Annotated in this window: 20 protein-coding genes; 4 read left to right on the top strand and 16 right to left on the bottom strand. The window is 49.0% G+C overall.

Annotation, left to right across the window (positions count from 1 at the left end):
• Positions 1 to 29 precede the first annotated feature (29 nt).
• On the bottom strand, positions 30 to 1,241 hold the full coding sequence (locus EA26_RS15040; protein ID WP_039429602.1) for a cystathionine beta-lyase: 1,212 nt from the start codon (positions 1,239 to 1,241) through the stop codon (positions 30 to 32).
• 112 nt (positions 1,242 to 1,353) lie between these two features.
• Complete coding sequence (cls, locus tag EA26_RS15035; RefSeq protein ID WP_039429599.1) at positions 1,354 to 2,808, bottom strand: cardiolipin synthase; 1,455 nt, start codon at positions 2,806 to 2,808, stop codon at positions 1,354 to 1,356.
• 347 nt (positions 2,809 to 3,155) lie between these two features.
• On the opposite strand from cls, the gene EA26_RS15030 reads away from it, so the two are divergent.
• From EA26_RS15030 to EA26_RS15020, 3 genes are all read left to right on the top strand, one after another.
• Entirely contained in the window at positions 3,156 to 4,499 is a 1,344-nt protein-coding gene (locus tag EA26_RS15030) for a sodium-dependent transporter (protein ID WP_039429598.1), read from the top strand.
• A 135-nt stretch (positions 4,500 to 4,634) separates the two neighbouring features.
• Positions 4,635 to 5,327 (top strand): TIGR01621 family pseudouridine synthase, encoded by a 693-nt coding sequence (locus EA26_RS15025; RefSeq protein ID WP_039429597.1) that lies wholly within the window; start codon positions 4,635 to 4,637, stop codon positions 5,325 to 5,327.
• A 28-nt stretch (positions 5,328 to 5,355) separates the two neighbouring features.
• Entirely contained in the window at positions 5,356 to 6,288 is a 933-nt protein-coding gene (locus EA26_RS15020; protein WP_039429594.1) for a class I SAM-dependent methyltransferase, read from the top strand.
• 62 nt (positions 6,289 to 6,350) lie between these two features.
• On the opposite strand, the gene EA26_RS15015 is transcribed toward EA26_RS15020, so the two are convergent.
• From EA26_RS15015 to EA26_RS14980, 8 genes are all read right to left on the bottom strand, one after another.
• The gene (locus tag EA26_RS15015; protein WP_039429592.1) at positions 6,351 to 7,394 is read right to left on the bottom strand and encodes an FAD-binding oxidoreductase; all 1,044 of its coding nucleotides are present in this window, start codon (positions 7,392 to 7,394) and stop codon (positions 6,351 to 6,353) included.
• A 60-nt stretch (positions 7,395 to 7,454) separates the two neighbouring features.
• Positions 7,455 to 9,116, bottom strand: coding sequence for a hydroxylamine reductase (gene hcp / locus EA26_RS15010; RefSeq protein ID WP_039429590.1), 1,662 nt, complete (start codon positions 9,114 to 9,116; stop codon positions 7,455 to 7,457).
• Positions 9,117 to 9,281: 165 nt separating this feature from the next.
• Complete coding sequence (gene norR / locus EA26_RS15005) at positions 9,282 to 10,814, bottom strand: nitric oxide reductase transcriptional regulator NorR (protein ID WP_039429589.1); 1,533 nt, start codon at positions 10,812 to 10,814, stop codon at positions 9,282 to 9,284.
• Positions 10,815 to 10,991: 177 nt separating this feature from the next.
• A complete protein-coding gene (locus EA26_RS15000) occupies positions 10,992 to 11,600 on the bottom strand; it encodes a CDP-alcohol phosphatidyltransferase family protein (RefSeq protein ID WP_039429586.1) in 609 nt (202 codons plus the stop codon).
• Positions 11,593 to 12,240, bottom strand: coding sequence for an ATP-binding cassette domain-containing protein (locus EA26_RS14995; protein WP_039429584.1), 648 nt, complete (start codon positions 12,238 to 12,240; stop codon positions 11,593 to 11,595). Before EA26_RS14995 ends, EA26_RS15000 begins: the two co-directional genes overlap by 8 nt.
• The gene (locus EA26_RS14990; protein WP_039429582.1) at positions 12,206 to 13,915 is read right to left on the bottom strand and encodes an ABC transporter permease; all 1,710 of its coding nucleotides are present in this window, start codon (positions 13,913 to 13,915) and stop codon (positions 12,206 to 12,208) included. The genes EA26_RS14995 and EA26_RS14990 overlap by 35 nt, the downstream gene beginning before the upstream one ends.
• 9 nt (positions 13,916 to 13,924) lie before the next feature.
• Positions 13,925 to 15,070 (bottom strand): ABC transporter substrate-binding protein, encoded by a 1,146-nt coding sequence (locus tag EA26_RS14985; RefSeq protein WP_039431568.1) that lies wholly within the window; start codon positions 15,068 to 15,070, stop codon positions 13,925 to 13,927.
• 377 nt (positions 15,071 to 15,447) lie between these two features.
• On the bottom strand, positions 15,448 to 15,894 hold the full coding sequence (locus EA26_RS14980; RefSeq protein ID WP_039429580.1) for an META domain-containing protein: 447 nt from the start codon (positions 15,892 to 15,894) through the stop codon (positions 15,448 to 15,450).
• 191 nt (positions 15,895 to 16,085) lie between these two features.
• On the opposite strand from EA26_RS14980, the gene EA26_RS14975 reads away from it, so the two are divergent.
• Entirely contained in the window at positions 16,086 to 16,340 is a 255-nt protein-coding gene (locus EA26_RS14975; RefSeq protein ID WP_039429578.1) for a DUF1289 domain-containing protein, read from the top strand.
• A 114-nt stretch (positions 16,341 to 16,454) separates the two neighbouring features.
• Here the strand turns inward: EA26_RS14975 and EA26_RS14970 are convergent, their stop codons facing one another.
• The 6 genes from EA26_RS14970 to EA26_RS14945 all read right to left on the bottom strand — a co-directional run bounded on the left by EA26_RS14970 (position 16,455) and on the right by EA26_RS14945 (position 22,287).
• Positions 16,455 to 16,676, bottom strand: coding sequence for a hypothetical protein (locus tag EA26_RS14970; RefSeq protein ID WP_039429576.1), 222 nt, complete (start codon positions 16,674 to 16,676; stop codon positions 16,455 to 16,457).
• A gap of 373 nt (positions 16,677 to 17,049) precedes the next feature.
• On the bottom strand, positions 17,050 to 18,771 hold the full coding sequence (gene ushA, locus EA26_RS14965) for a bifunctional UDP-sugar hydrolase/5'-nucleotidase UshA (protein WP_039429573.1): 1,722 nt from the start codon (positions 18,769 to 18,771) through the stop codon (positions 17,050 to 17,052).
• 651 nt (positions 18,772 to 19,422) lie between these two features.
• The gene (gene rplY, locus EA26_RS14960) at positions 19,423 to 19,701 is read right to left on the bottom strand and encodes a 50S ribosomal protein L25 (protein WP_039429570.1); all 279 of its coding nucleotides are present in this window, start codon (positions 19,699 to 19,701) and stop codon (positions 19,423 to 19,425) included.
• A 197-nt stretch (positions 19,702 to 19,898) separates the two neighbouring features.
• Positions 19,899 to 21,236, bottom strand: a complete 1,338-nt coding sequence (locus EA26_RS14955) for an ATP-binding protein (RefSeq protein WP_039429568.1) — start codon at positions 21,234 to 21,236, stop codon at positions 19,899 to 19,901.
• Positions 21,226 to 21,885 carry a response regulator transcription factor gene (locus EA26_RS14950; RefSeq protein ID WP_039429567.1) on the bottom strand — a complete coding sequence of 220 codons (660 nt, stop codon included), beginning with the start codon at positions 21,883 to 21,885 and terminating at the stop codon, positions 21,226 to 21,228. The genes EA26_RS14955 and EA26_RS14950 overlap by 11 nt, the downstream gene beginning before the upstream one ends.
• 12 nt (positions 21,886 to 21,897) lie before the next feature.
• Positions 21,898 to 22,287, bottom strand: a complete 390-nt coding sequence (locus EA26_RS14945) for a PepSY domain-containing protein (protein ID WP_039429565.1) — start codon at positions 22,285 to 22,287, stop codon at positions 21,898 to 21,900.
• Positions 22,288 to 22,358 lie beyond the last annotated feature (71 nt).

The raw sequence follows: 22,358 nt of genomic DNA, 5'->3' as shown, positions 1-22,358 counted from the left end.
TCTACAATGGAGGGCGAGTTACCTCTAGACTACTGACTGAGTGAAACTTCTTTTTCTAACAGCACAGCGTTGTAGCGTTCAAGCCCAGCTTGTAGATCGGCAATCAGGTCGTTGATATCTTCCAGCCCAATATGTAGGCGAATGAGCGTGCCTGTAAAATTTGGATTGGCGATGGTGCGCAGGCTGTTAAAGCTCTTGGGCTCATTGGCCAAGATCAAGCTTTCAAACCCGCCCCAAGAGTAGCCCATGCTAAAGTGTTGCATTCCATCTAACAGTGCCGTGGTCGCTTTTGGGCAGCTGGTTTTTAGCACGAATGAAAACAGTCCGTTACCACCAGTGAAATCGCGCTTGAAAAATTCGTGCCCCGGACAGCTCGGTAGAGCGGGGTGGCGAACATGGTCGACTTCGGGGCGCGTTGCGAGCCATTCGGCAACTTTTAGGCTGTTTTCCGCATGTTGGCGCAGACGCACGTCCAAAGTACGAATGCCGCGTAGGCCAAGATAAGCGTCATCTGGCGAAACGCACTGGCCCATCAAGTAGCTTTGCTCGCGCAGTTGATCCCAGTATTGCTCGCTGGCAACCGCGGTGCCTAACATCACATCAGAATGACCAACGATGTACTTAGTTGCTGCTTGAATGGAAATATCGACACCATGTTCAAATGGCGAGAAATTCACGCCTGCCGCCCAAGTGTTATCCAGCATGACAATGATGCTGTGCTCGTGAGCGATGCGCGCGAGTGTCGGAATGTCCTGTACTTCCATGGTGATAGAACCCGGAGATTCGGTAAACAGCACTTTGGTGTTCGGTTTGATCAGTGAACGGATGTCTTCACCGATCATCGGATCGTAATAAGTGGTCTCAACGCCGAATTTTTTAAGGATTTTGTCACAGAAGTCGCGGGTGGGTTCATAGCAGGTATCCACCATCAACAGATGGTCGCCGGACTCGACGAACGAAAGAATCGCGTTACTGATGGCTGCGGTGCCGCAGGGGTAAAGCGCACAGCCCGCGCCACCTTCAATTTCCACCATCGCTTCTTGAAAGGCAAAGTGCGTTGTCGTACCGCGACGTCCGTAGAACAAGGTTTTGTTGGCGCGATTTACCATCGCATGATGCTTTTCCGCCACACTCTCAAAAACGACAGTCGAAGCGCGTTGTACTGGAGGGTTTACCACTCCGTTGGTCCATTTTTTATTGCGTCCCGCCGTCACGAATTTTGTTTGTTTGCCTTCCGACATATCAGTTCCTTGTCCCAAATAAGAATCCTCTATTTAAAACATGGACAGCAGGGGATTGGCAAGGGGACAAGCCAAACAAAAAAGCATTTCTTAAAAGCGTTTGGCCTAACGTTCACAGCAAAGGATTAAACAGATAAAAGAGCCTTTCAAGGAAGCGAGAATAGAGGCTGCGTTCATTCCATTGTTGTAGTCGTAGTTTGTGTGACTGCGCTTTATATTCTTGCTGGAGCTGGTGCATCTCTAAGGTAAATTGCAGATCCTCAATAGCGAGCGTGACTTCGAAGTTCAGCCACAGGCTGCGCATATCAAGGTTGACCGTGCCGACTAGGCAGAATTGCTTATCGATGACGACCGATTTGGTGTGCAGTAAGCCGCCGTAAAACTCATAGATTTTCACACCCGCTTCCATTAGCTCAGTATAAAAAGCGCGTGAGGCCCACTGCACCATCATGGAGTCGTTCTTGTGCGGAATGATCAACTCAACCTGAATCCCTCTTTGCGCGGTCATTTTGAGTGTTTCGAGCAAATCGGCACTCGGCACAAAGTAAGGGGTTGTGATCGTCACTGAGTGGTTGGCTTGGTTGATCGCCAGCGTCAGCGCTTGATAGATCAGATACTCAGGCATACCTGGGCCAGAGGGAACCACTTGAATGGGATGCTTGTGCAGCTCGGCATCCAAAGGGCATTCGGGTAATCTAGGCAGGAATCGAGAGCCAGTTTCCACTTCCCAGTCCCAGCAATGGATGGCTGAGAGCACATTCACCGTAGGCCCGGTGATACGCACCATGATGTCGATCCACTGTCCGACGCCGCTGCTCTGTTTGAAAAAAGCCGGGTCAACCAGATTCATTGAACCAGTGTAAGCAATTTCATCATCTATAACGATGATCTTGCGATGTTGGCGTAAATCGAGTCGGCGTAGGAATATCCGCCAAGGACTCACTTCAAGTGCCTGAACCACGTGAATGCCGGCGGTTTTCATCATCGAATACCATGGGCTACGGAAAAAGCGTGGGCTGCCTGCGGAATCGAGCAGCAGTTTCACATCCACCCCTCGTTTGGCTGCTTGAATCAGTGCAGAGGCGACCGAATCCGCAAGCCCTCCGGGATGCCAGATGTAAAACACCATACGGATACTGCTTTGCGCCGCTTCGATATCGCGAATTACAGAATGCAGTATCTCGTCTGGTGAGCGTTGCAGCGAAAGCGAGTTACCGCTTAGAGCGGGTAAGCCGAGGCGATTGTTACACAGCTCATCTATCCGATAGATATGGTGCCCCATCGATTCTGGTGTGTGCGCTTGGCAATCGTTTAGTTGCGAGAACCATTTCGCGTAGGGAGTAAACATCTCTTTGGCTCGCTCGGCGCGTTTACGGCCTAAGTTCAACTCACCAAACAGGAAATAGCAGGCAATGCCCAACACAGGCAAGATGTAGATTATCATCAGCCATGCCAGCGAGACGCTCACAGCTCGTCGCTTCAACACAACTCGCAAGGTGACCCCGGCAACCAGTACCCAGTATAAACCGATGCCTGCCAGAGTAAGAAAGTGGTAGAACTTATCCATCATGATCTCTAAACATTTTTTCTCGTTTTCGATAGTAAGCGCAAACGCGCCAATTAGGAATAGGTAGTAAATGATACCAGTGTCACGCAAACAGAATGAATATGTTTAAAGATTGTTAACAACAGGTCGTAAATGTTGCATTGTGGGCAAATAATCAGCGGTTAATGATGATTATTACAGTTGTGGCAGGAAATTATGTCAGCCGGGCTTTCAATTTTATGCTCAAACTGATTTACTTGCCACATTAATGATTTGGCCGATATTTTCGATGGGTGTACAAAAATTATTACACCTCATCGTTTGACGCCGAAACAAGATAAAAAGCAAACACAACAGCGGTAACAATTATGGCAAGTAACAATCGAGGCCACTTCTCATCGAGACTTGGCTTTATTATGGCGGCAGCAGGTTCGGCTGTCGGTCTGGGTAATGTTTGGGGATTCCCAACCAAAGCGGCGAGCAACGGCGGCGCAGCATTTTTAGTGATCTATTTGGCGATGGTTTTCCTACTGGCATTTCCTATGCTGGTGGCTGAATTGACGATTGGTCGTCATGGTCAATCGAACCCGATTGCTTCACTGCGGACGATTTGGACGAAAAATCGCGCAGCCGCAGGCTTGTTTGGTTTGATCGCCATGATCGCCGCTTCCATGATCCTCAGTTTTTACTCAATTTTGGCAGGTTGGTTGATGGGTTTTGCCGCAGCGCCTGCATTGGAAGTGGTCGGTTTACAAAGCGCAGCCGACTGGCTGGTCAACTTCGGTGGTGCGCGTAACGTCGTCTTAGCCGTTCTATTCTCGCTCTTAACCATTCTTGTTGTGCAAAAAGGCGTCGCCGATGGTATCGAAAAGTGGTCAACTCGCTTAATGCCTATGCTGTTCGTCCTTTTCGCGGTGATGATCGCGTACATTTTTACTCAAGATGGAGCGATGGAAGGCCTGAAAATGTATCTGATCCCTGACATTTCCCACATCACGCCAAGCTTGATGGTCGATGCGATGGGACAAGCTTTCTTCTCGCTCTCTTTGGGCGTGGGCTCAATGATGGTGTACGGCTCTTACCTGCAAAAAGAGGTCAATATTCCCAAAACCGCTGGCCAAGTCGCGGCAATTGATACTGGCGTGGCGTTAGCGGCGGGCTTGCTGATTCTTCCGGCGATGTTTGTTGCTAAAAACAACGGCGTGCAAATTTTTAACGATGCAGGCCAGTTGATGAGCTCTGGTGACTTGGTGTTCGCGGTGCTGCCTGCAATGTTTGATACCATGGGCGGGATCGGCGTGATTCTGGGCATCGGTTTCTTTGTGCTGATGGTGATTGCTGCGTTAACGTCTTCGATCTCTTTGCTGGAGGTGCCTGTCTCCTGTGCGCAAGATGAGCTGAAAATGGAGCGCAACACCGCGACTTGGCTTATTGGTGGCGCGATCCTCATTGTCAGTATTGTCATTTCGCTGAACTTTGGCGCTCTGTTTGGTCTAGTTGCTGATATTTCAACCGTTTACATGCAGCCTCTGCTCGGTGTGGTATGGGCTATCGTGGTGGGTTGGATCTGGAATCGCAACAACCTGCTCAACGAGCTGAAAGAAGGCAACCCAGACATCGCTCAGGGCCTGTTCTGGAAAATCTGGCCTTGGTATGTGCGCATCGTCTGCCCGGTAGCGATCATGACTGTGTTCCTCTTCTCGATTTTATAACCTTTTAAGCCCCGCAAGGGGCTTTGCTTCTTGCGGCTCGTCTTGCTGGTATTCAGAGTGAGAAAAGGTATACTTCGCCCCTCATAATGAAACCAGCCATGGTGATGGCTGCCACCCGAAAGCTACTTGACTACCATGTTTGACATTCTGTTTACTCACCCTGATTTTCTCATTATCAACAAGCATCCTAATGTCTCCGTACACAAAGATGATGGTGAGACCATGTTATTGCATGAAGTGGCAAAGCGAAGTGGTGATACACAGCTCTATCTTATCCACCGTCTCGATAAAATGACCTCAGGTATTTTATTGCTTGGTCGACACGCCGCTGCGGCCAGTGCGCTTTCACGCGCTTTTGCCGAGCGTAAGGTAGCCAAATTTTATCTAGCGCTTGGAGCTAAAAAACCGAAGAAAAAGCAAGGGCTGGTGATTGGCGATATGGAACGCTCGCGCCGCGCCGCGTGGAAGTTACTCAGCAGCAAGCATAATCCTGCGATTACCCAATTTTTCTCTCTGGCGGGGGAGCCTGGAGAGCGACTGTTTTTATGTAAGCCGCACACGGGGAAAACCCACCAGATCCGCGTCGCGCTCAAATCGGTTGGTTCCGCGATCATCGGCGATGCTATCTACAATGCGGGTAGTGAAGCAGATAGAGGCTATTTACACGCATTTTGCCTCTGCTTTTCCTACCAAGATGAAGCGTTCCACTTTGTCTGCGACCCGCGACACCAGCCTGCGTTAGGTGAAAAATGGAATAGCGATGTGGTTTCACAAGGCATTGAAAGCTGGCTGACGCCTTGGCAGCTGTCGTGGCCGACCATCAAATAATCAAACAACCCATCAAAAAGAGAATTCAATGCAAGTTTCCCAACTGACGCAGTTTTTTCAACATATCGAAGTGCAATTGGCGAGTGTACCTGATGAAATACGACGTCTGTTTCACGGCCGTGGTCGCCGTTTTATTGGCTTAGAACAAATCACTTGTGATTGGCTGCAAGGTCAGATGATCGTCAATCTGTTTCATCAAGTTGACCAAGACTTTTTGACTGAGCTAAGAGCGGGTTTACTGCGCTTTGCACAGTCGGACATCTGGCGGGAGAAGCAAGGCCGCTGCATGCTGATCCAACATCGCTACGCAGAGGGTGCGCCGTCAGAAGTGCTGCTGGGCGATCTGGATGCACGTCCTGTGGTAGTTGAAAGTGGCCTTAAATATCAATTGGATATTGGACGCAATCAAAACTTTGGCCTGTTTTTGGACATGCGCTTTGGTCGTGATTGGGTACGTGAGCACGCTAAACAGAAGAATGTGCTCAATCTGTTCGCCTATACCTGTGGCTTTTCACTGGCGGCGATCGCCGGAGGGGCGGACAAAGTGGTCAACGTCGACATGGCGAAAGCCTCGCTGTCCAAAGGGCGTGAAAACCATAAACTCAATGGACACAACCTCAATCAGGTGTTCTTCCTTGGCCATGATATTTTTAAATCTTGGGGCAAAATCAAAAAGGCAGGCCAATACGATTTGATCATTATTGACCCACCGTCGTTCCAAAAGGGCAGCTTTGCGCTGACATCCGATTACAAGAAGATTTTACGCCGTTTACCCGACTTACTCGCCACGGGTGGAGAGGTGCTGGCCTGCGTTAACTCGCCTTCCGTGAGCAGCGACTTTTTGATTGAAAGTATGCAAGAGGAAGCGCCATCACTGACTTTTCGCGAACGTTTGCTCAATCCGCCGGAGTTCATGGACATCGACAGCGAAGCGGCGCTGAAAGTGCTGCGCTTTAGCTAACGTCACATCGCCAAAACTGCCACATCGCAAAGACAAAAGCGCCACCTCGGCGCTTTTGCCCTTTAGCCTAAAGTCACTTCAAGATCCGATTCTATTTGTGACGAACACGCTAACACAAAGCCTTGTTCTATCTCTTGTGCACTTAAGGTTTCCTGACTGCTGGAGATGACCGAACCGTGGCGAACTTGACATTTACACGATCCACAGAGACCACTTCGACAGGCGACAATCAGGGGCAGTCCTGCGCCCTCTAATACGTCGGCCAACACTTGGCCTCGCTTGGCATCAATGGTTTGTGCAAAGTTTGGTACGCTTACCTGTACCTCTTGTTCGCTTTGCACAGGCGATGGGTTTTCGGCAGGGGTAAAGCTCTCATGATGAAACTGCTGCATATCAAAACCAAGTTGTTGCAAGTAAGCTTGCGTATCTTGCATAAACTGGTTCGGCCCACACAAATAGACGGTCCGCTGGTGCAAATCAGGCACCAGTTTTTGCAGCCACTGTGCATCCAATCGGCCTTGAGGGTGGGAGGTGCCTTGGGCATTTTTCAGCAGCAAGTGCAGATGGAAATCGTCGTAGACACTTTGATAGGTGTGCAAATCGTCAAAATAGATGGTCTCATCGGCAGAGCGGGCTACGTGTAGAAAGGCAATATCGACCTTTGCATCGTTACACAACCAGTATTTCGCCATGGCGAAAACCGGAGTCACACCACAACCCGCGCTGATCAGCAGTGCTTTTTGTTGCCCATGGCTCCATTTGGGCGGGGAATCGATGCAGTTAAATTCGCCAGCTGGGGGAAGTGCTTGTACTGTGTCGCCCAGCAGCAGTGACTCAAAAATGTAGTTGGAGACCAAACCACCTTCCACACGTTTAATGGTGAGCTGCAGGTAATCTTCGCCAGAAAGTGAACTTAACGAATAAGCGCGAAAAACCCACTTCCCCTCAATTTCGACGCCCAATGTGATGAATTGTCCGGCTTTGAACTGGAATAGCTGCGATTCTGACAATTCTGCCAAACAGATACTGACGGTGTCATCGGTTTCAAAATATTTGTCGATGCAGCGCAGTGTCACTGGCGTATTGCCTTGCCATTGAAAAAACATAGAACTCTCTTTGTGCAAATCTGTGGTGCCCCTTTTTCTGGGGCACCAAGGTGGAGGGAATTACGCGGCAAGGATCGCGTTGAGGTCGTCTTGGACATTACCGATGCTGCGCATATCGAACTTCTCTTGAATGATGGCGATAAGATTCGGGGTGAGAAACGCGGGCGCGCTGGGGCCGGTGTAGATGCCTTTGACGCCGAGAGCGAACAGAGTCAGCAGAATCACAATCGCTTTTTGTTCAAACCAAGAGAGCACTAAAGTCAGCGGTAGATCATTGATGCCACAATCGAACTCTTGCGCTAAGGCCAAAGCGAGCTGGATAGCGGAGTAGGCGTCATTACACTGACCAACATCGAGTAAACGTGGAATACCGTTGATCTCACCAAACTGATTTTTGTTGAAACGGAACTTACCGCAGGCCAGCGTGAGGATCAGAGTGTCTTCAGGCGCGGCGGCAGTGAAATCGGTGTAGTAGCTGCGTTCTGCTTTGTCGCCATCGCAGCCGCCCACTAAGAAGAAATGTTTGATATTGCCTTGTTTGACCTGATCAATCACGGCCGGAGCGGCGTTCATCAGTGCGTTGCGACCAAACCCGACGGTGATAATTTGCTCGATTTCATCATGTTGGAAGCCCGGCTGCGCGAGTGCACACTCGATGACGGCGCTAAAATCATCACCTTCGACGTGAGCCACGCCCGGCCAGCCAACGATGCTACGGGTAAACAGGCGCTCAGCGTACTGACCGACATTTGGGTTCAGCAGGCAGTTGGACGTCATGACAATTGCCCCTGGAAAATTGGCGAACTCCTTCTGCTGGTTTTGCCACGCACTGCCGTAGTTACCGACCAGATGCGGGTACTTATGCAGTTCAGGATAGCCATGGGCAGGCAGCATTTCACCGTTGGTATAGACGTTGATGCCCGTCCCTTGCGTTTGTTGCAATATTTTCTCCAAGTCATGCAAATCATGGCCAGAAACCAGAATACATTTGCCTTTGACCGGTTTAACATTCACCGCCGTCGGCTGCGGATGACCGAAAGTGGCCGTCTCTCCATGGTCGAGCATCGCCATCACCTGGTAGTTCATCAAACCGATCCGCATGGAGCAATCGAGCAGTGCGCTGAGATCGTCGGGATCGCTGCCTAACCAGGCCATGATCTCATGGTACTCGGCGTAGATCTCTGCACTGGTTTGCTCCAGCACTCGGGCATGTTCCATGTACGCTGCCGCACCTTTTAATCCGTAAAGGCAAAGTAGACGTAAGCCGATGACATCTTCATGCACACTCCCTTTACCACGGTTGACGGCGACTTGAGGCGCTATAGCGAGGATCTCAGCGGCAGCGCTGGGGAGTGCAAAATCGGCTACCTTGGGGAGTTCACCCAATGCTTGGGAGGAGAGTGCGCTCGCTGAAAGTACCGCGTTTTTCAACTGGGTTTTGTACTGTTCTGCAGTCGAGGTCAGCGCTAGGATGCGTTCGGGATCGAAGTTGACGTTAGTCAGAGTGGCAAAAAATGCTTTTGGAGCCCACTGATCGATTTCATCGTTGATGATATTGAAACGACGCGCTTGGGTTGCCCAAAAAGAGACGCCTTGCAAGCAATAAACCAATACATCTTGCAGGTCTGAGACTTCAGCGGTTTTACCGCACATACCTTGGGCGAATGAACAGCCTTTTACTACAGGGGTTTGAATTGTCTGTTCACATTGAATACAGAACATTTTGCTTCTCCGGTCATGATTATGTTGATCAAGTTTCCCCCAGAGAGCAGATAGCGTGCCATAATTTAACTTATTGATATATATAAATTAAATTGTTTTTTCTTGAGTGTTGTGATGTCTAAATAACAACGTGTTTGTTGTCATTTAGACATCGGACTCTGTTTTTCACGCTGTTTGAATGCCTAATTTTTTACCTAGGCGATAGAGATTGCCGCGATCCATCTGCAAAAATGTGGCGGCTTGTGACCAAATTTGGTTCGATTGGCTCAAAGCATGCTCAATCAAATCCTTTTGATATTGCTCTACTAACTCGCGCATTGGCTGGCTGCTTTTGGGTAAATAGTGTGATGTGTTTTTTACATCATCAAAGGCGAGTGAGGCATCAAAGTGGCTGAGCAGAATGGTCTGTGCCCCTTGCTGAAAAGCATGCAAGGCTGCGCGGGTTAAGCTGTGTTCTAGCTCACGTACATTGCCGTGCCAAGGGAGCGACTCAAGCTTGGTTAACACCTTCGGATGCACGTGCAGGTTAGGTGCATTGAACTGATGGCGCACTTTTTCTAACAGATATCCTGCCAGAACGGGCACATCGCCTTGCCGCGTTCGCAAAGGAGGGACGTGAATAGGGAACACGTTGAGGCGATGAAACAGATCGGCGCGGAACGTGCCCTTTGCAACTTCGCTGTCTAACTGGCGGTTGGTTGCGGCGATGATGCGCACATTGACCAACAAGTGTTGATCGCTGCCGACACGTTGTAGCTCCCCTTGTTGGATGACTCGCAAAAGTTTTGCTTGCAGGATGAGTGGCAGTTCACCCACTTCATCAAGGAAAATGGTGCCGCCATCGGCCAGTTCAAATTTGCCAGCACGGTGAGAGTTAGCGCCAGTAAATGCCCCTTTCACGTGGCCAAACAGTTCGCTTTCTGCCAGTCCTTCCGGGAGCGCCGCACAGTTGACATAAATCATCGGTTTATCACTGCGGTGAGATTGTGCATGGACTTCATGGGCGACCAACTCTTTGCCTGTCCCGGTTTCTCCCGTGATGAGAACCGCGTAGTCTGATTGTGCCACCGTGGCGATGCTGCGGCGTAATTGTTTAATTTGCGGGCTCAACCCAACCAGTTCGCCGTGCTGCGAGCGTGCTTGCTGGATCAGGGTTTGCGTGATGTGCTTGTGCTGACGATTTTGTGCTTTTAGAGCGGTCAGCTGAGCGATGTTACGTAGTGTGGCGGCGGTGAGCGCGGTAAAGGTGTCGATAGCGACCGGATCGATGCGATCAAACGCGCCAACAGTGAGTGCGTCCATGGTGAGCACGCCGACTAATTGCCCTTCAACGTAGAGGCTGCAGCCCAAACAATCATGCACATCAATACCTCCATCGTCACTGAGCAACGCACCGTCAAAGGGATCTGGCAGCGAGCAATTGGCATCGAATCTGATTGGGGTGCGACTTTGTACAATTTCATTCAGGCGAGGGTGCGTTTTGGGGAAATAGCGTCGTCCGAGTACCGCGGTAGTTAGCCCTTTCACCGCAACTGGGGTAAGGAAACCTTCGGCATCGAAAATGAACAGACAGCTTGCATCGCAGGGGAAGACTTGTGTCACCCCGTCAATCAGGTTTTGATACTGCTGTTGATCGGAAAGCGTGGAGCTAAGGTTAAGGGCAATATTGAGCAGCACTTGGTCAAAATGGGCAGACATAACTCGTTCCTGAGAGAAAATATGCCCGCCATGCTAACAACTTGATGTGCTTTTAACATCGAGAAATGAGGCTAAGTGATGTGGGATTGACGACGATCAATTTTGCCTACTTCGCTTGGTTTTATCCGCGCAAGGTTGCTCCCTAAAGACGCACCGAAAACCGGCTTTGTCGTCCCATTAGCTTTTCAATGTGTGAAAACCGGAATAAATCCGAGTAAAGGTTGTGAACCAGCAAGCCGCGCCAAACAGGTAAGCAATCAGGGCAAAATGGTGCGGGAAGAGGCAAAAGGCGATAAAACAGGCGATGGTTTCTGTCCCTTCGGTCAGACCGCTCATGTAATACAGCGATTTATGTTGATAGACAGGGTTATCAATGCCGCGTTTACTGGCGAGCACCGTGAAAGCGAGAAAACTACTGCCAGTCCCGACAAAGGAGAAAATGAGAAATGTCCCCGCTATGGCATTTTGCTCCGGATTGGCCAGTACAAAACCAAATGGGATCAGTGAGTAAAAAAGAAAATCCAAACTGATATCGAGAAATCCACCCGCATCGCTGATACCTTGCATGCGCGCCAGTGCGCCATCTAATCCGTCACAAATGCGGTTGAGCACAATAAAAGCCAGTGCCCAGTGATACTGTTGCCAAACTAGGGCGGGAAGCGCCAAACAACCGATGGCAAAACCGACCACTGTGGTTTGGTTGGCGCTGATCCCCAACTGATTAGCCAGTTTTGCGCTGTGGGTTAACGGCCAGCGAATGGCTTTGATTGTGAAACGGTCAAGCATTTTCCTTCTCCCAAGGCCAAGTCAGACAGCGGCTTCCTGCCGGGGTGTCATCCTCGTCGTGAGTCACCATCAAAGTTGGGATGTTCGCCTGTTGCAGTTGTTCGACCACCCACTGGCGAAATTGAGCACGCAAATCTTTATCCAGCTTGCTATAGGGTTCATCCAGCAGCGCCACCTTGGGTTGGGCCAACAGCATACGCGTCAGGCTAATGCGCGCGCGCTGTCCGCCGGAAATTTGGTCGGGAAAGGAGTTGGCGAGCATAGTGAGCGAAATGGACTTCAGCGCTTCCATCGCGTGAGTTTTGCGCTCGGCGCCCTTGATATTATCAGGCAGGGCAAAAGCTAAATTTTCCCAAACCGTTAGGTGAGGAAACAGTAGGTCGTCTTGAAACAAGATGCCGACTTGGCGTCGATGAGCGGCGAGGGTATCAAGCTTCTCACCATCGAGCCAAATTTGCCCACTATAGCGAAAACCGCTAGCAAGGTGGCCCGCGATTGCATCCAACAAGGTCGACTTACCACAACCGCTTGGCCCCATTAGTGTGACGATCTCGCCTTTTTGCACGGTGAGATCCAACGCGGAAAACAGTGGCTCGCCGCTGGTTTTATGGATGGCGAGGTTTTCGAGACAAAGACTCATGGATGAGTAACCCTTTTATGGAAATACGACGATATTTTGCCTGCCAACGGCTAACGACGATCGCGATGGAAAAAAACAGCAATGGCAGCAATGCTTGCCAGAGAGCATAAATGGCGGTCACTCGCCGATCAAAACCGCTCGACAGAGCAACCGCTTCGGTCGTAATGGTGATGATACGGCCTGCACCCAGCATTAAGGTTGGTAGATACTGTGCCAAGCTGACGCTGACACCGACCGCCCAAGCAAAGGCGACAGCTGGCAGCAAAATAGGTAATTTAACTTTAAGCCAAACTTGCAGTGGTGATTTACCTAAACTTAACGCGACGCGAGTCAATCCTTGATCAAAGCTTCGCCATGGGCCACCCAACGATAGATACACGAACGGAAACGCAAAAAAGATATGCGCCCAGCAGACCCAAAAAAAGTAGCCGTCGCCGCTTAGATAAAGTGTCACGACTTGCATGCCAAATAGGATTGAGAGTTGAGGGATCAACATAGGAATTGCGATCACGTAGCCAGGAACTTGCCAGCGATAGCGCAGCCGATATTCATGAGCAATCAGTGCTAGCAACAACGCAATTGATGCACAGATAACGGCGATAAGCATACTTTGTTGCAATACGCCCAGTGTTCCCTGCCACTCGTGTTGCCAGAAACGCAAGCTAAACTGACTGGGTATCAGATCAGGAAAACGCCAACGCTGGGCAATGCTCCACAGCAGTAAAAGGGGTGCCATCAATACGGTAAGCAGGGCGATAGACAGAAAGAGTGCTCGTCCTGGTAAAGCAAAACCAAACCGACCAGCGTATTGCCATCGTCGATATTTCTGTGTCACAAGCCATTCAACCACTCTGGCAAAGGCTATCAGCAAGCTGGCGACGGCAAACAGCACCACAGCGCCAGCGGCAGCGCGTGGTAACAGCGATAGATCGGGATCGTTGAACCACTGCCATACCAATACGGCAAACGTGGGAGGATTGGTCGGGCCGATGATGAGTGCCACATCGACCACCGACAAGCTGTAGGCGATGACGGCGAGCATCGGGAAACGCAGTTTGCTGAACCATTGAGGAAAAATGCATTTCCACCAAGTTTGTGCCGAGTCATACCCCAACGAGTGACAAACTTTCTCAACTTGTTCGACTTTCAACTGGCGCAAAATAGGAATGCTCATTAACAGCAAAAAGGGCACTTCTTTTAGTGCGAGCATTACAATTAAGCCCAGCGCGTAAGGGTCTTTAACCAATAGCGCCAGATCGTTAACGGTCTGATCGCTGGGATCGTAACCAAAGCACTGCTGTAAAACGCGCATGCCTAGTCCTGTCGGGGCAAACAAAAAAGCAAAACCAATCGCAAATGCGACGTGCGGCATGGCGAGTAACGGCGAAAGGCTTAGTTCCACTTTGCGCCAAAATGTGCGATTCCAAGTTGCCTGTAAGATGGTAAATGTTATCAAACAGGCAAGATAGCTGCTTAGGATGGCGGAATAAAGTGTCAGACCAATCGACTGCCAAACGCCATGCCAGGCAAAAACGGCGGAAAAACCAGTCAGTGAAAACTGATTGAGGCCGATAGGCGGTACATAGCCAAGCGCGGAAACCATCACCCCAATCAGACCCGGTAGGGTCGGGAGAATACACACCGCGATCATGGCGAGATAAAGCGCTCTTAGCATCGGTTTATCTTAGTTGCCGTAACGCTTGAGCCACTCTTTCTCCAACGCCGATTGCCAGCTTGGATGAGGCTCGGCAATGGATTTAAACTGCTGAGTGTTTTTCGCACTGCCTGAGAGATATTGGCTGTTCAACACCGAAGGATCTCCCCAAATGTTCAGATCGCCTTTGCGCGATTGAGCTTCTGGGCTGAGCAAGAAGTTGATCGCAACGCGTGCTCCAGCGCTGGCGTTGGCATTCCATGGAATCGCGAGAAAATGAATGTTCGAGAGTGCCCCCGCGTCCATCGCGTATGCTTTGGTGGTTGGGGCTAAATTGCCGCTTGCTTGAGCTGAAAAGACCGCATTGGGATTGAACGTAATCGCGAGATCCGTTTGTCCATCATCCAGCAACTGGAGTGATTCTGCGGTGCCAGCCGGAAACTGTTTACCGCCACGCCAAGCCACTTTGTGAAACTGGTCTAAGTAAGCCCAAAGAGGCTGGGTGATTTTTGCAAAGTCGGCATCAGAGACTGGTTTTTGCAACGCAGGGTCGTTTTGAGTCAACTCAATCAACATCGCCTTAAGAAAACTGGTGCCATGAAACTCCGGTGGGCGAGGGTAGGTTAAGCGATTGGGAAAAGCTTTCGCGTAGCTGAGCATTTCCGCAAACGAGCGAGGGGGGTTATTCAGGTTTTGCGCATCATGAATAAAGACCAACTGGCCAACACCCCATGGCGCTTCCAAACCATCGGTGGCGACCGAAAAGTCGACTGTGACGGGCAGTGATTTATCCACGTATTGCCAGCTCGGTAGCTGCTCGACAAAAGGACCGAACAGCAGTTGGTTGTCTTTCATCGATTTGAAGTTTTCACCGTTGATCCAAACCATATCAACACTACCGCCGCTATTTTTGCCCGCCGCCTTTTCTGCAATCAAACGCGCGGTGGTTTGTGCAATGTCGCTTACTTTGACGTGGTTTAGAGTGACATTGTAGCGCGCTTTTAACTCACTCCCTGCCCACTGCAGATAGCGATTGATCTCTTGGCTGCCGCCCCAAGCGTGAAAATAAACTGTTTGCCCATCGGCTTGCTGTTCAACTTCTTGCCAAGTTTCTGCGTAGCCAGAAGCAGTCAATGTGGTGGCTAAAATACCAAGGGTGCTCAAAAGCTTTTTCATACGTAATCCGTGTTTTTCGTTGGTTAGCTTGCAACGGTAAAGCCACTGGCGAGCAGCCAATGGCTTTGTTTCCTCTAGTGGATACTAATCTATCCCCTTTGATTATCAACGCAAAGTTAATAAAAATCGCCCTCAAGGAGATTGATCTGAGTGGTGAAAAGTCAAGAGTCATTGTTTGTTAGAAAAGAGAGACCAGATTAAGGTTGAAATTCTTTCAATAGGGAAGGAGATTTTCATTGATTGCGCAATGTGTTGGCTAATCGATGAAGATGGCCGCGTTTTAAGAGCGGTTCAATCTCTTTGGTGCTTGGACAACACAGAAGAAAAAAGCAGCGTGACGCTGCTTTGTAAAAGGCGTTGTTGAGGATATTGGAACGTTAGTTCACCCAATCACGCAGAGTAAAAACTAACTCGTGCTGCGCATTTTTTAAGGTCAAGGTTTGGTTTGTCAAAGTCACCTCACTCCAATTAGTGAGAGTGCTGGAGACTAGCTGTTCAACTTGCATCTGTTCTTCGTGACACATTTTCATCGTCATCGCCATTTTCTCGATACGCAGCTGCGCCCCTTTGAGTTCGGCTTGGCCAAAAAATTGGTTACAACCCGCAAAACCGTTGGCGGTAAGATTTTCTCCAATTTCTAAGCGTGGAATGAGAGTGGCTTCATTTTCTGTCAGCGCTTTTCCATCAATATGGCTTAACTGCCAGTGATGGTGCTGCAGATCTTGCGCGCTTATTGAGGTCATAGAGTTTCCGTTGCTAACACAGGCGCTCAGTAGCAAAGGGAGAGAAATTGCTGCGAGCAAGGTTTTTGAACTAAGCTTCATAATATTGATTCCTAATGAGCAAAACAGAGCAAGTATAGTTAAGCGCACGGCGTATTTGTCAGTTTAAGGTCATCATTCTATGGGCTTTTTTGACTGGCTTATGCGAAGGTCAAACTTTGTGGAAAATCGGCTTCCACGATGTTGAGTGACCAGATTAGAGTAGAACGAGAAATTCAGTAAACAGGACGGATATGGAACAGCTCGAATTTTTCAACGTACCCAGTCCTTGTGTGGGCGTCTGTACGGTCGATGACAAAGGCTATTGCAAAGGGTGTATGCGCAATCGTGACGAGCGCTTTAACTGGCTGACGTTTACCTCTGCGCAGAAACTGCACATCATCAAGCTCTGTCGTCAGCGTTATCAGCGCAAACGCGTGGCGGGTAAAGCCAACAAACCATCTCAGCAGGACGACACTGGATTTTCACCACAACAGGAACTGTTTTAAGCTCCCCTTTCTCTCGACGGAAAATGACCAAATCAACTCTCGATTCCCGGCCTAGATTGACAAAGCACTCTGTTAAGCCGGGAATTTGTCACCATTGCTCCCTATCATCCACGGCTATTTCATCGCCCAACGATCGCTTATCCAACCGCCAGCATGTTCGTCGAAATGGCAACCAGAGAAACGATGGTTTGTCTCGGCATCCGATTTGCTGTTAGGATTTTCCGTTAATAGTTGATGAATGTAGTTGGCCATGGGGTCATTACACGCTTGCTGTTCTCTGCGAGTGACCACTTCTTTAATAAGTTGCAGTCTGTAGCTATTGCTGATTCGTTTCATTTTTGACCTCCCGAACTCGATGCAGCAGTCCAAACACACTGGCGTTTACGCACTGCTCACTGAGGCACACATCGCGGTGTCCCCATGGTTCGGGGTCTTTAAACAGACACAAATTGTATGAGAGCAGTATTTTTAACGCCAAACTCTTCTTTCTACAGCAATCATCATGCTCTGCGCGCGAATAGAACGGCGCAGAGTCAATCAATTCAGCTGACTGAAAGACAATATCAAACATAGAAGTCGCTTAAACGGCCGTCAATCGTACTTTAAACGGTTTTTTATCAGCTAACGAAAAGCCACAGCAAATTCATAAGATTACCCGCACAAAAAAAACCGGAGCACTGGGCTCCGGTCTGAGGGAAAGGTTGAAAGCTTATGCGCCCGGCTGAGCAGGTGCAGGACACCCTTTCACCGCTTGGCCGTTGCTGAAGTACTGAACGTTGTTCAAGTTCTTCTCGTAGTCAGATGCAGAAATCGATGGGTTTTTAACGAAAAACTCACGCAGCACCGACGCATCGGTCATTTGAGTTGATTGAACATTGATGACAGGGTAGTTGTCTCCGCCAGCGGCACTGAAGCTGATCACAGCGAAGCTATAACTCGCGTTGAGATCAAAGCCTTTGTTGTTGATGTCTGTAATGGTGACTTGTTTGGCATCACAATCTACCGACATGGTAATGTTGTCGAGCTGCGCGTAACCGCCAGAACCGGCCGTTAAAGTGGCCACCACATTCAAGTAATCTTTGACCTCTTGGCCGGTCATGGTTGCTTTGGTAACAAAGTTGCCAAATGGCTGAACCGTCAGTACGTCGCGGTAGGTAATATCACCCGCCTCGATAGACGCGCGCACACCACCAGAGTTCATCACAGCAAAATCCGCGTCGACTAAGTTGTACGTGCGATAAGCTTCACCCAGCAAGTGACCTAAGTTGGTTTGCTGTGAACGGACGATAGCGCGATCGCCAATCAGGTTGCCATCGGTCTCTGAAACTTTCTCATCCAGTAGCGCTTGGCCTTGTTTCTGATAAGGGTAAAGGAGCGATTTTACCGTTGGGTCAGCTTTGATCTCGTCGGTAATAAATTGATATTTTCCGTCCGTGTCTTTCTTCTTCAGGTTGACCGGAATCAGGGCGTAATTGGCTAAATGCAGCTTGCCATCATAGTACTCGAAGTCAGCACGACCAACGTATTTGCCCCACTCATGTGCTTGCATGATGTAAGTGCCGTTCTGTTGATCTGGAGCACAGGCATCGCCTGGCTTAAAGTTGGCATATTGATTGGTGCCCGGTTCCATACAGACGGGGTTTTGTGAGTGGCCACCAATAATCGCATCCAACTGGCCGGATTCCAACGAGCGCGCGAGCATTACGTCGCCAGGTGCTTCAGTACCATGTGTTCCGTTGGCATAGTGGCCCATGTGCGTTGTAGCAAAGACAAGATCCACTTTCTCGTTAGCTTCGATTTCTGCCAGAACTTTCTTGATTTCCGTTTGCGGATCGGCAAAGTGGATGCTCGCCACGTTGTCTGGGGTGACCAGCTTCGCGGTATCTTTCGTGGTTAGGCCAACCACAGCAACTTTTACGCCATTGAGATCAAATACTTTATACGGCTGGAAGTAACGCTCATTCGTGACTTTACCATCGGCGTCTTTTTTGTAGATGTTGGCCGCCAACATTGGGAAGTCAGCCAGTTTTGCTTGCTTGTCCAACACGCTAAGTTCGTTATCAAACTCGTGGTTGCCGACCGCCATGGCATCATAGCCGAGCAGATTCATGCCGATAAAATCAGGTTCGGCGTCTTGCATGTCGGACTCTGGAACACCCGTGTTGATGTCACCACCAGAGAGCAGAATTGAGGTGCCACCATTGCTCGATACTTCTGCGCGGATCGAATCAATCAGCGTCTTACGCGCTGCCATACCATATTCACCGTTGCTGTTTTCCCAGAAACGGCCGTGATGGTCATTGGTGTGCAGCACCGTAAATTTGGTGCAAGAAGCTGCGGTGGCACAGGTGACTGAGTTATCGCTATCTGAACCACATCCCGCCAGAGCAATACCGACGGACAACACCAACAGGGATTTGGAGAACTTCATAAGGGATCCTTTCTTTGTGATTTCTATATCGCTACGGCGTGCAATATACGTAATTAATATTAAATTTTAGTGATCCTAATCTTATTAGTACTTTTGTTAGCAGGGGAAATTTATGAGCTTGTAATCTTTATCGGAAAATACACAAATTTAGTGTTTTGGCTGAGGTGTTTTATTAAATTCAAATAAATCTGTGATTTGGGTCGTTGAAACTGAGCTGATTAAGATATGAAAAACAAGAAGTGCGTAATTGGTGAACAATATTAGCTGGTTTTTTGACGCACTGTAGAAATTAGTGACTGAATAAGAAATATTTGATTAAGATTTGGTCTGTTAAAAGAATGGGATGAGAAAGGTACCTCCGTTTAACGTCACCGCAGTGTGATTATATGTGCCCTAAATTATTTAGGAAGTGCTAATTAATCATCTTGCTCTTTATGATCTTTGTTCATTTTCAAAATAGATCAGTGAACAAACAATATGTTCGAGAAGACCAATTTAAAATAGAAAAGAAAATCAGTATTGATAAAAAGTGAAACCCCAGAGGTGGTAAGTCTCTGGGGTCTCGAATTTTTAGATTGTCCGGTTGGTAAGGCCGTAAATCTTATTTATGCAAAAGGCTGGAAGTTATCCATTTAATTCCTTGGTAGGGAATTAGATACGGATGAAGTCCATGTGCTCAACTTTTGGCTTGAACGCGTGACGTTGAACGTCTTGTGGCTTAACCTTAACTTCTTCGCCAGCGATCACTAGAGTGATTGCTTCGTAGAATGCTGGTTTGTCCATTTGGTTCACGATGTCATCGTGGTTCAGAGCGATTGCAACTGGTGCTGCTTCTCCGCCGTATACAACAGCAGGAAAATTACCAGTGTTACGTAGGCGGCGGCTCGCACCTTTACCTAGTTCAGTACGTACGACTGCTTCGAATTTCATAGTTTTACTCTCAAATTAGTAAACATTTTTAACTTCATATTCTGTAATGCGACCTTACAGATATATGGGAAAGCTTCAAGCGGAATCAAGATTCCTGTTAAAGCGAGCGCGGATACTAGCACTCAATTGCGCTCTGAGCAACTGAAATTGCTGTGAATACCCCCATGCCTCAGCTTTTTCTATCAGAAACGGCAGACTTATGCCGATTTGAGTGACAAAATGGCTTTCAGGCCACCCAGCTGACTTTTTTCTAGCGTTAGCTGACCTCGATAACTGTGCGCCATTTCGGAGACGATGTTCAGCCCAAGACCAGTGCCTGCGGTGGTTTCATCGAGCCTGACACCGCGATGGGTCACCCGTTCAAGATGTTTTTCGTCGATGCCAGGTCCGTCGTCTTCAATCACAATGTCGATAGTGTTTTTTTGGCGGATTGCATAGATACGAATGAAACTTTTGCCCCACTTGTAGCTGTTTTCCAGCAAGTTACCAAGCATCTCATCCAAATCACTTTGCTCGACGGCTACGTCAAGTTCATCATCCAGCTCATTGACCAGTACGATTTCTCGTTCGGCGTAGACTTTATCAAACGCCATAGCGATGGCGTCGACACGTTGGCTTGGGTTGGATTTGACCGAGAGAATGTTCATCGCTCCTGCCATTCTTGCCCGGCTCAAGTGGTAATCAATGTGGTTTTGGATCTGTTGCAACGACGGTAAGAGGCGCTGTCTTTCTGACTCGTTAAGCTGCGATATTTCATTTTTCAGCACCGAAAGCGGCGTTTTTAGGGAGTGGGACAGATTGCCTGCGTGGTGACGTGCGCGCTGTAGCAGTTCCTGATAGTGAAACAAGAGAGCGTTGAGGTCTTTAATTAGCGGTGCTACTTCCGCGGGATAGCTTTCTTGCAACTGATCTTGCTGGCCTGATTTCAGTGCCTTGAGTTCTTGTTGCAGTTTATTGAGCGGACGAAATGACCACGCGATCTGCATGCCAATCACGCTCATTACCCCAAACAGCAGCAGCCCGAGAATCATCCACAGCTGTTTAGTGAGCTGGCGTAGGGTCTCTTTGACGGGGGTTTCATCGATGCCAATCACAATGGTTATCGGGGTCGAAAACTCGGGCAGATATAGGCGCTGTTCTATCGCGATCAAGTTCTCTTCCTTGGCTCCAATGAGACGCTGACCAAGTGGAGTTGCTTTGGTTTGGATGTTTCTGTCCCACAGTGAACGGGATCGTAGAGTTTGCTCACCCAATGTCGCGTTCCAATAGAGCCCACTGTAGGGCTGACTGAAACGGGGGTCAGAAAGACGCGCAGGGAGCAATAAATTACCTTGAGCATTCGCTTCTAAGTTGGCGGCGATTTCGTCCATGGCAAGCTGCAATTGGCCTTTGATATCACTGACTAAGTACTCTTTGACGAGCGTGGGAATACCAACTCCCGCAGCGAGGAGCATTGAACTAACCCAAAGAAATGAAGCGAAAAAGAGACGCCGCTTAAGGCTAAGGCTCTTGAGTAAGTCCAGTTTAGCTGGCATCAAGTTGGTACCCTAATCCGCGTACGGTTTTGATGATGTTTGGCGCGATTTTTTTGCGGATACGACCGATAAACACTTCAATCGTATTGGAATCGCGGTCAAAGTCTTGCTTGTAAATGTGTTCAACCAATTCCGTACGGGAGATCACTTTGTCGGCGTTGTGCATGAAATAGGCGACTACCTTGTACTCAAGTGCGGTTAAGCTGACGGGTTGGCCTTGCCACATCACCTTGGAAGAGCGGGTGTCGAGGCTCAAATCGCCAACTTGCAGTACGGGCGAAGCGTTGCCAGAGGCTCGGCGCAGTTGCGCTCGAATACGGGCGATCAGCTCGACCATTTCAAACGGCTTGGTCAGATAATCGTCTGCACCCGCATTTAACCCTTCTACGCGCTGGGTTAAGGTGTCGCGTGCGCTTAAAATGACGACGGGCGTATTGATGTTTTCGTCGCGTATGCCTTTAAGGACAGTAAGCCCATCTAATTTGGGCAGCCCCAAATCAAGCACGATGGCATCCCACTCTTCTGACGTGGCCCGATACAGGGCGTCAATGCCATCTTGCGATAACTCTGGTACCCATCCCGTTTGCTCGAGAGATTGAACAATTTGCTCGCCTAAACGCGGCTCGTCTTCAACAACTAAAATTTTCATCGGTAAGAAACTCTATTTTTTGATCACGTCTTGTAGATTACGCCCTTTGATTTCCATCAGTTCTAAAGTGGTCGCGTTATACTCGACTTTAATGACGTTGTTCTCATGCACCAATTTAAGCTCATATACCCACTCGTTGTCGTCTTCTTCAAGTTCTACTTTAATTAAACGTCCATTGAGCTGCTTGTCCACGGTGGCATAGAGTTCAGAGAAGGGCTTAATCAACCCTTTTTTAACCGCGTCGTACACTTCATCCTGATCCTCATCAAATTCGATGCGCGCGCCTTCTTTGTGAGCATCTTGAATGAGTTCATGCCCATTTTGTGTGTCGTTGCTGGCGAATGCTGGCATGGTCAGCATACAAGGGAGTATCAGCGCAAGCGCCAGTGTTCGGTTTCGCATATCCGGCCCCTACATTACAAAGTTGCCCGAGTATAAAACTGGCAAGATGAATAGAAAGTGAACTTGCCCAC

Source organism: Vibrio navarrensis (assembly GCF_000764325.1).
GTDB classification, from domain to species: domain Bacteria; phylum Pseudomonadota; class Gammaproteobacteria; order Enterobacterales; family Vibrionaceae; genus Vibrio; species Vibrio navarrensis.
This window is presented reverse-complemented; position numbering and strand designations above follow the sequence as displayed.

Excerpts from the sequence above, each read along its gene's own strand:
- EA26_RS15040 (WP_039429602.1), bottom strand. The coding sequence starts at position 1,241 with ATGTCGGAAGGCAAACAAACAAAATTCGTGACGGCGGGACGCAATAAA.
- cls (WP_039429599.1), bottom strand. The coding sequence starts at position 2,808 with ATGGATAAGTTCTACCACTTTCTTACTCTGGCAGGCATCGGTTTATAC.
- EA26_RS15030 (WP_039429598.1), top strand. The coding sequence starts at position 3,156 with ATGGCAAGTAACAATCGAGGCCACTTCTCATCGAGACTTGGCTTTATT.
- EA26_RS15025 (WP_039429597.1), top strand. The coding sequence starts at position 4,635 with ATGTTTGACATTCTGTTTACTCACCCTGATTTTCTCATTATCAACAAG.
- EA26_RS15020 (WP_039429594.1), top strand. The coding sequence starts at position 5,356 with ATGCAAGTTTCCCAACTGACGCAGTTTTTTCAACATATCGAAGTGCAA.
- EA26_RS15015 (WP_039429592.1), bottom strand. The coding sequence starts at position 7,394 with ATGTTTTTTCAATGGCAAGGCAATACGCCAGTGACACTGCGCTGCATC.
- hcp (WP_039429590.1), bottom strand. The coding sequence starts at position 9,116 with ATGTTCTGTATTCAATGTGAACAGACAATTCAAACCCCTGTAGTAAAA.
- norR (WP_039429589.1), bottom strand. The coding sequence starts at position 10,814 with ATGTCTGCCCATTTTGACCAAGTGCTGCTCAATATTGCCCTTAACCTT.
- EA26_RS15000 (WP_039429586.1), bottom strand. The coding sequence starts at position 11,600 with ATGCTTGACCGTTTCACAATCAAAGCCATTCGCTGGCCGTTAACCCAC.
- EA26_RS14995 (WP_039429584.1), bottom strand. The coding sequence starts at position 12,240 with ATGAGTCTTTGTCTCGAAAACCTCGCCATCCATAAAACCAGCGGCGAG.
- EA26_RS14990 (WP_039429582.1), bottom strand. The coding sequence starts at position 13,915 with ATGCTAAGAGCGCTTTATCTCGCCATGATCGCGGTGTGTATTCTCCCG.
- EA26_RS14985 (WP_039431568.1), bottom strand. The coding sequence starts at position 15,070 with ATGAAAAAGCTTTTGAGCACCCTTGGTATTTTAGCCACCACATTGACT.
- EA26_RS14980 (WP_039429580.1), bottom strand. The coding sequence starts at position 15,894 with ATGAAGCTTAGTTCAAAAACCTTGCTCGCAGCAATTTCTCTCCCTTTG.
- EA26_RS14975 (WP_039429578.1), top strand. The coding sequence starts at position 16,086 with ATGGAACAGCTCGAATTTTTCAACGTACCCAGTCCTTGTGTGGGCGTC.
- EA26_RS14970 (WP_039429576.1), bottom strand. The coding sequence starts at position 16,676 with ATGAAACGAATCAGCAATAGCTACAGACTGCAACTTATTAAAGAAGTG.
- ushA (WP_039429573.1), bottom strand. The coding sequence starts at position 18,771 with ATGAAGTTCTCCAAATCCCTGTTGGTGTTGTCCGTCGGTATTGCTCTG.
- rplY (WP_039429570.1), bottom strand. The coding sequence starts at position 19,701 with ATGAAATTCGAAGCAGTCGTACGTACTGAACTAGGTAAAGGTGCGAGC.
- EA26_RS14955 (WP_039429568.1), bottom strand. The coding sequence starts at position 21,236 with ATGCCAGCTAAACTGGACTTACTCAAGAGCCTTAGCCTTAAGCGGCGT.
- EA26_RS14950 (WP_039429567.1), bottom strand. The coding sequence starts at position 21,885 with ATGAAAATTTTAGTTGTTGAAGACGAGCCGCGTTTAGGCGAGCAAATT.
- EA26_RS14945 (WP_039429565.1), bottom strand. The coding sequence starts at position 22,287 with ATGCGAAACCGAACACTGGCGCTTGCGCTGATACTCCCTTGTATGCTG.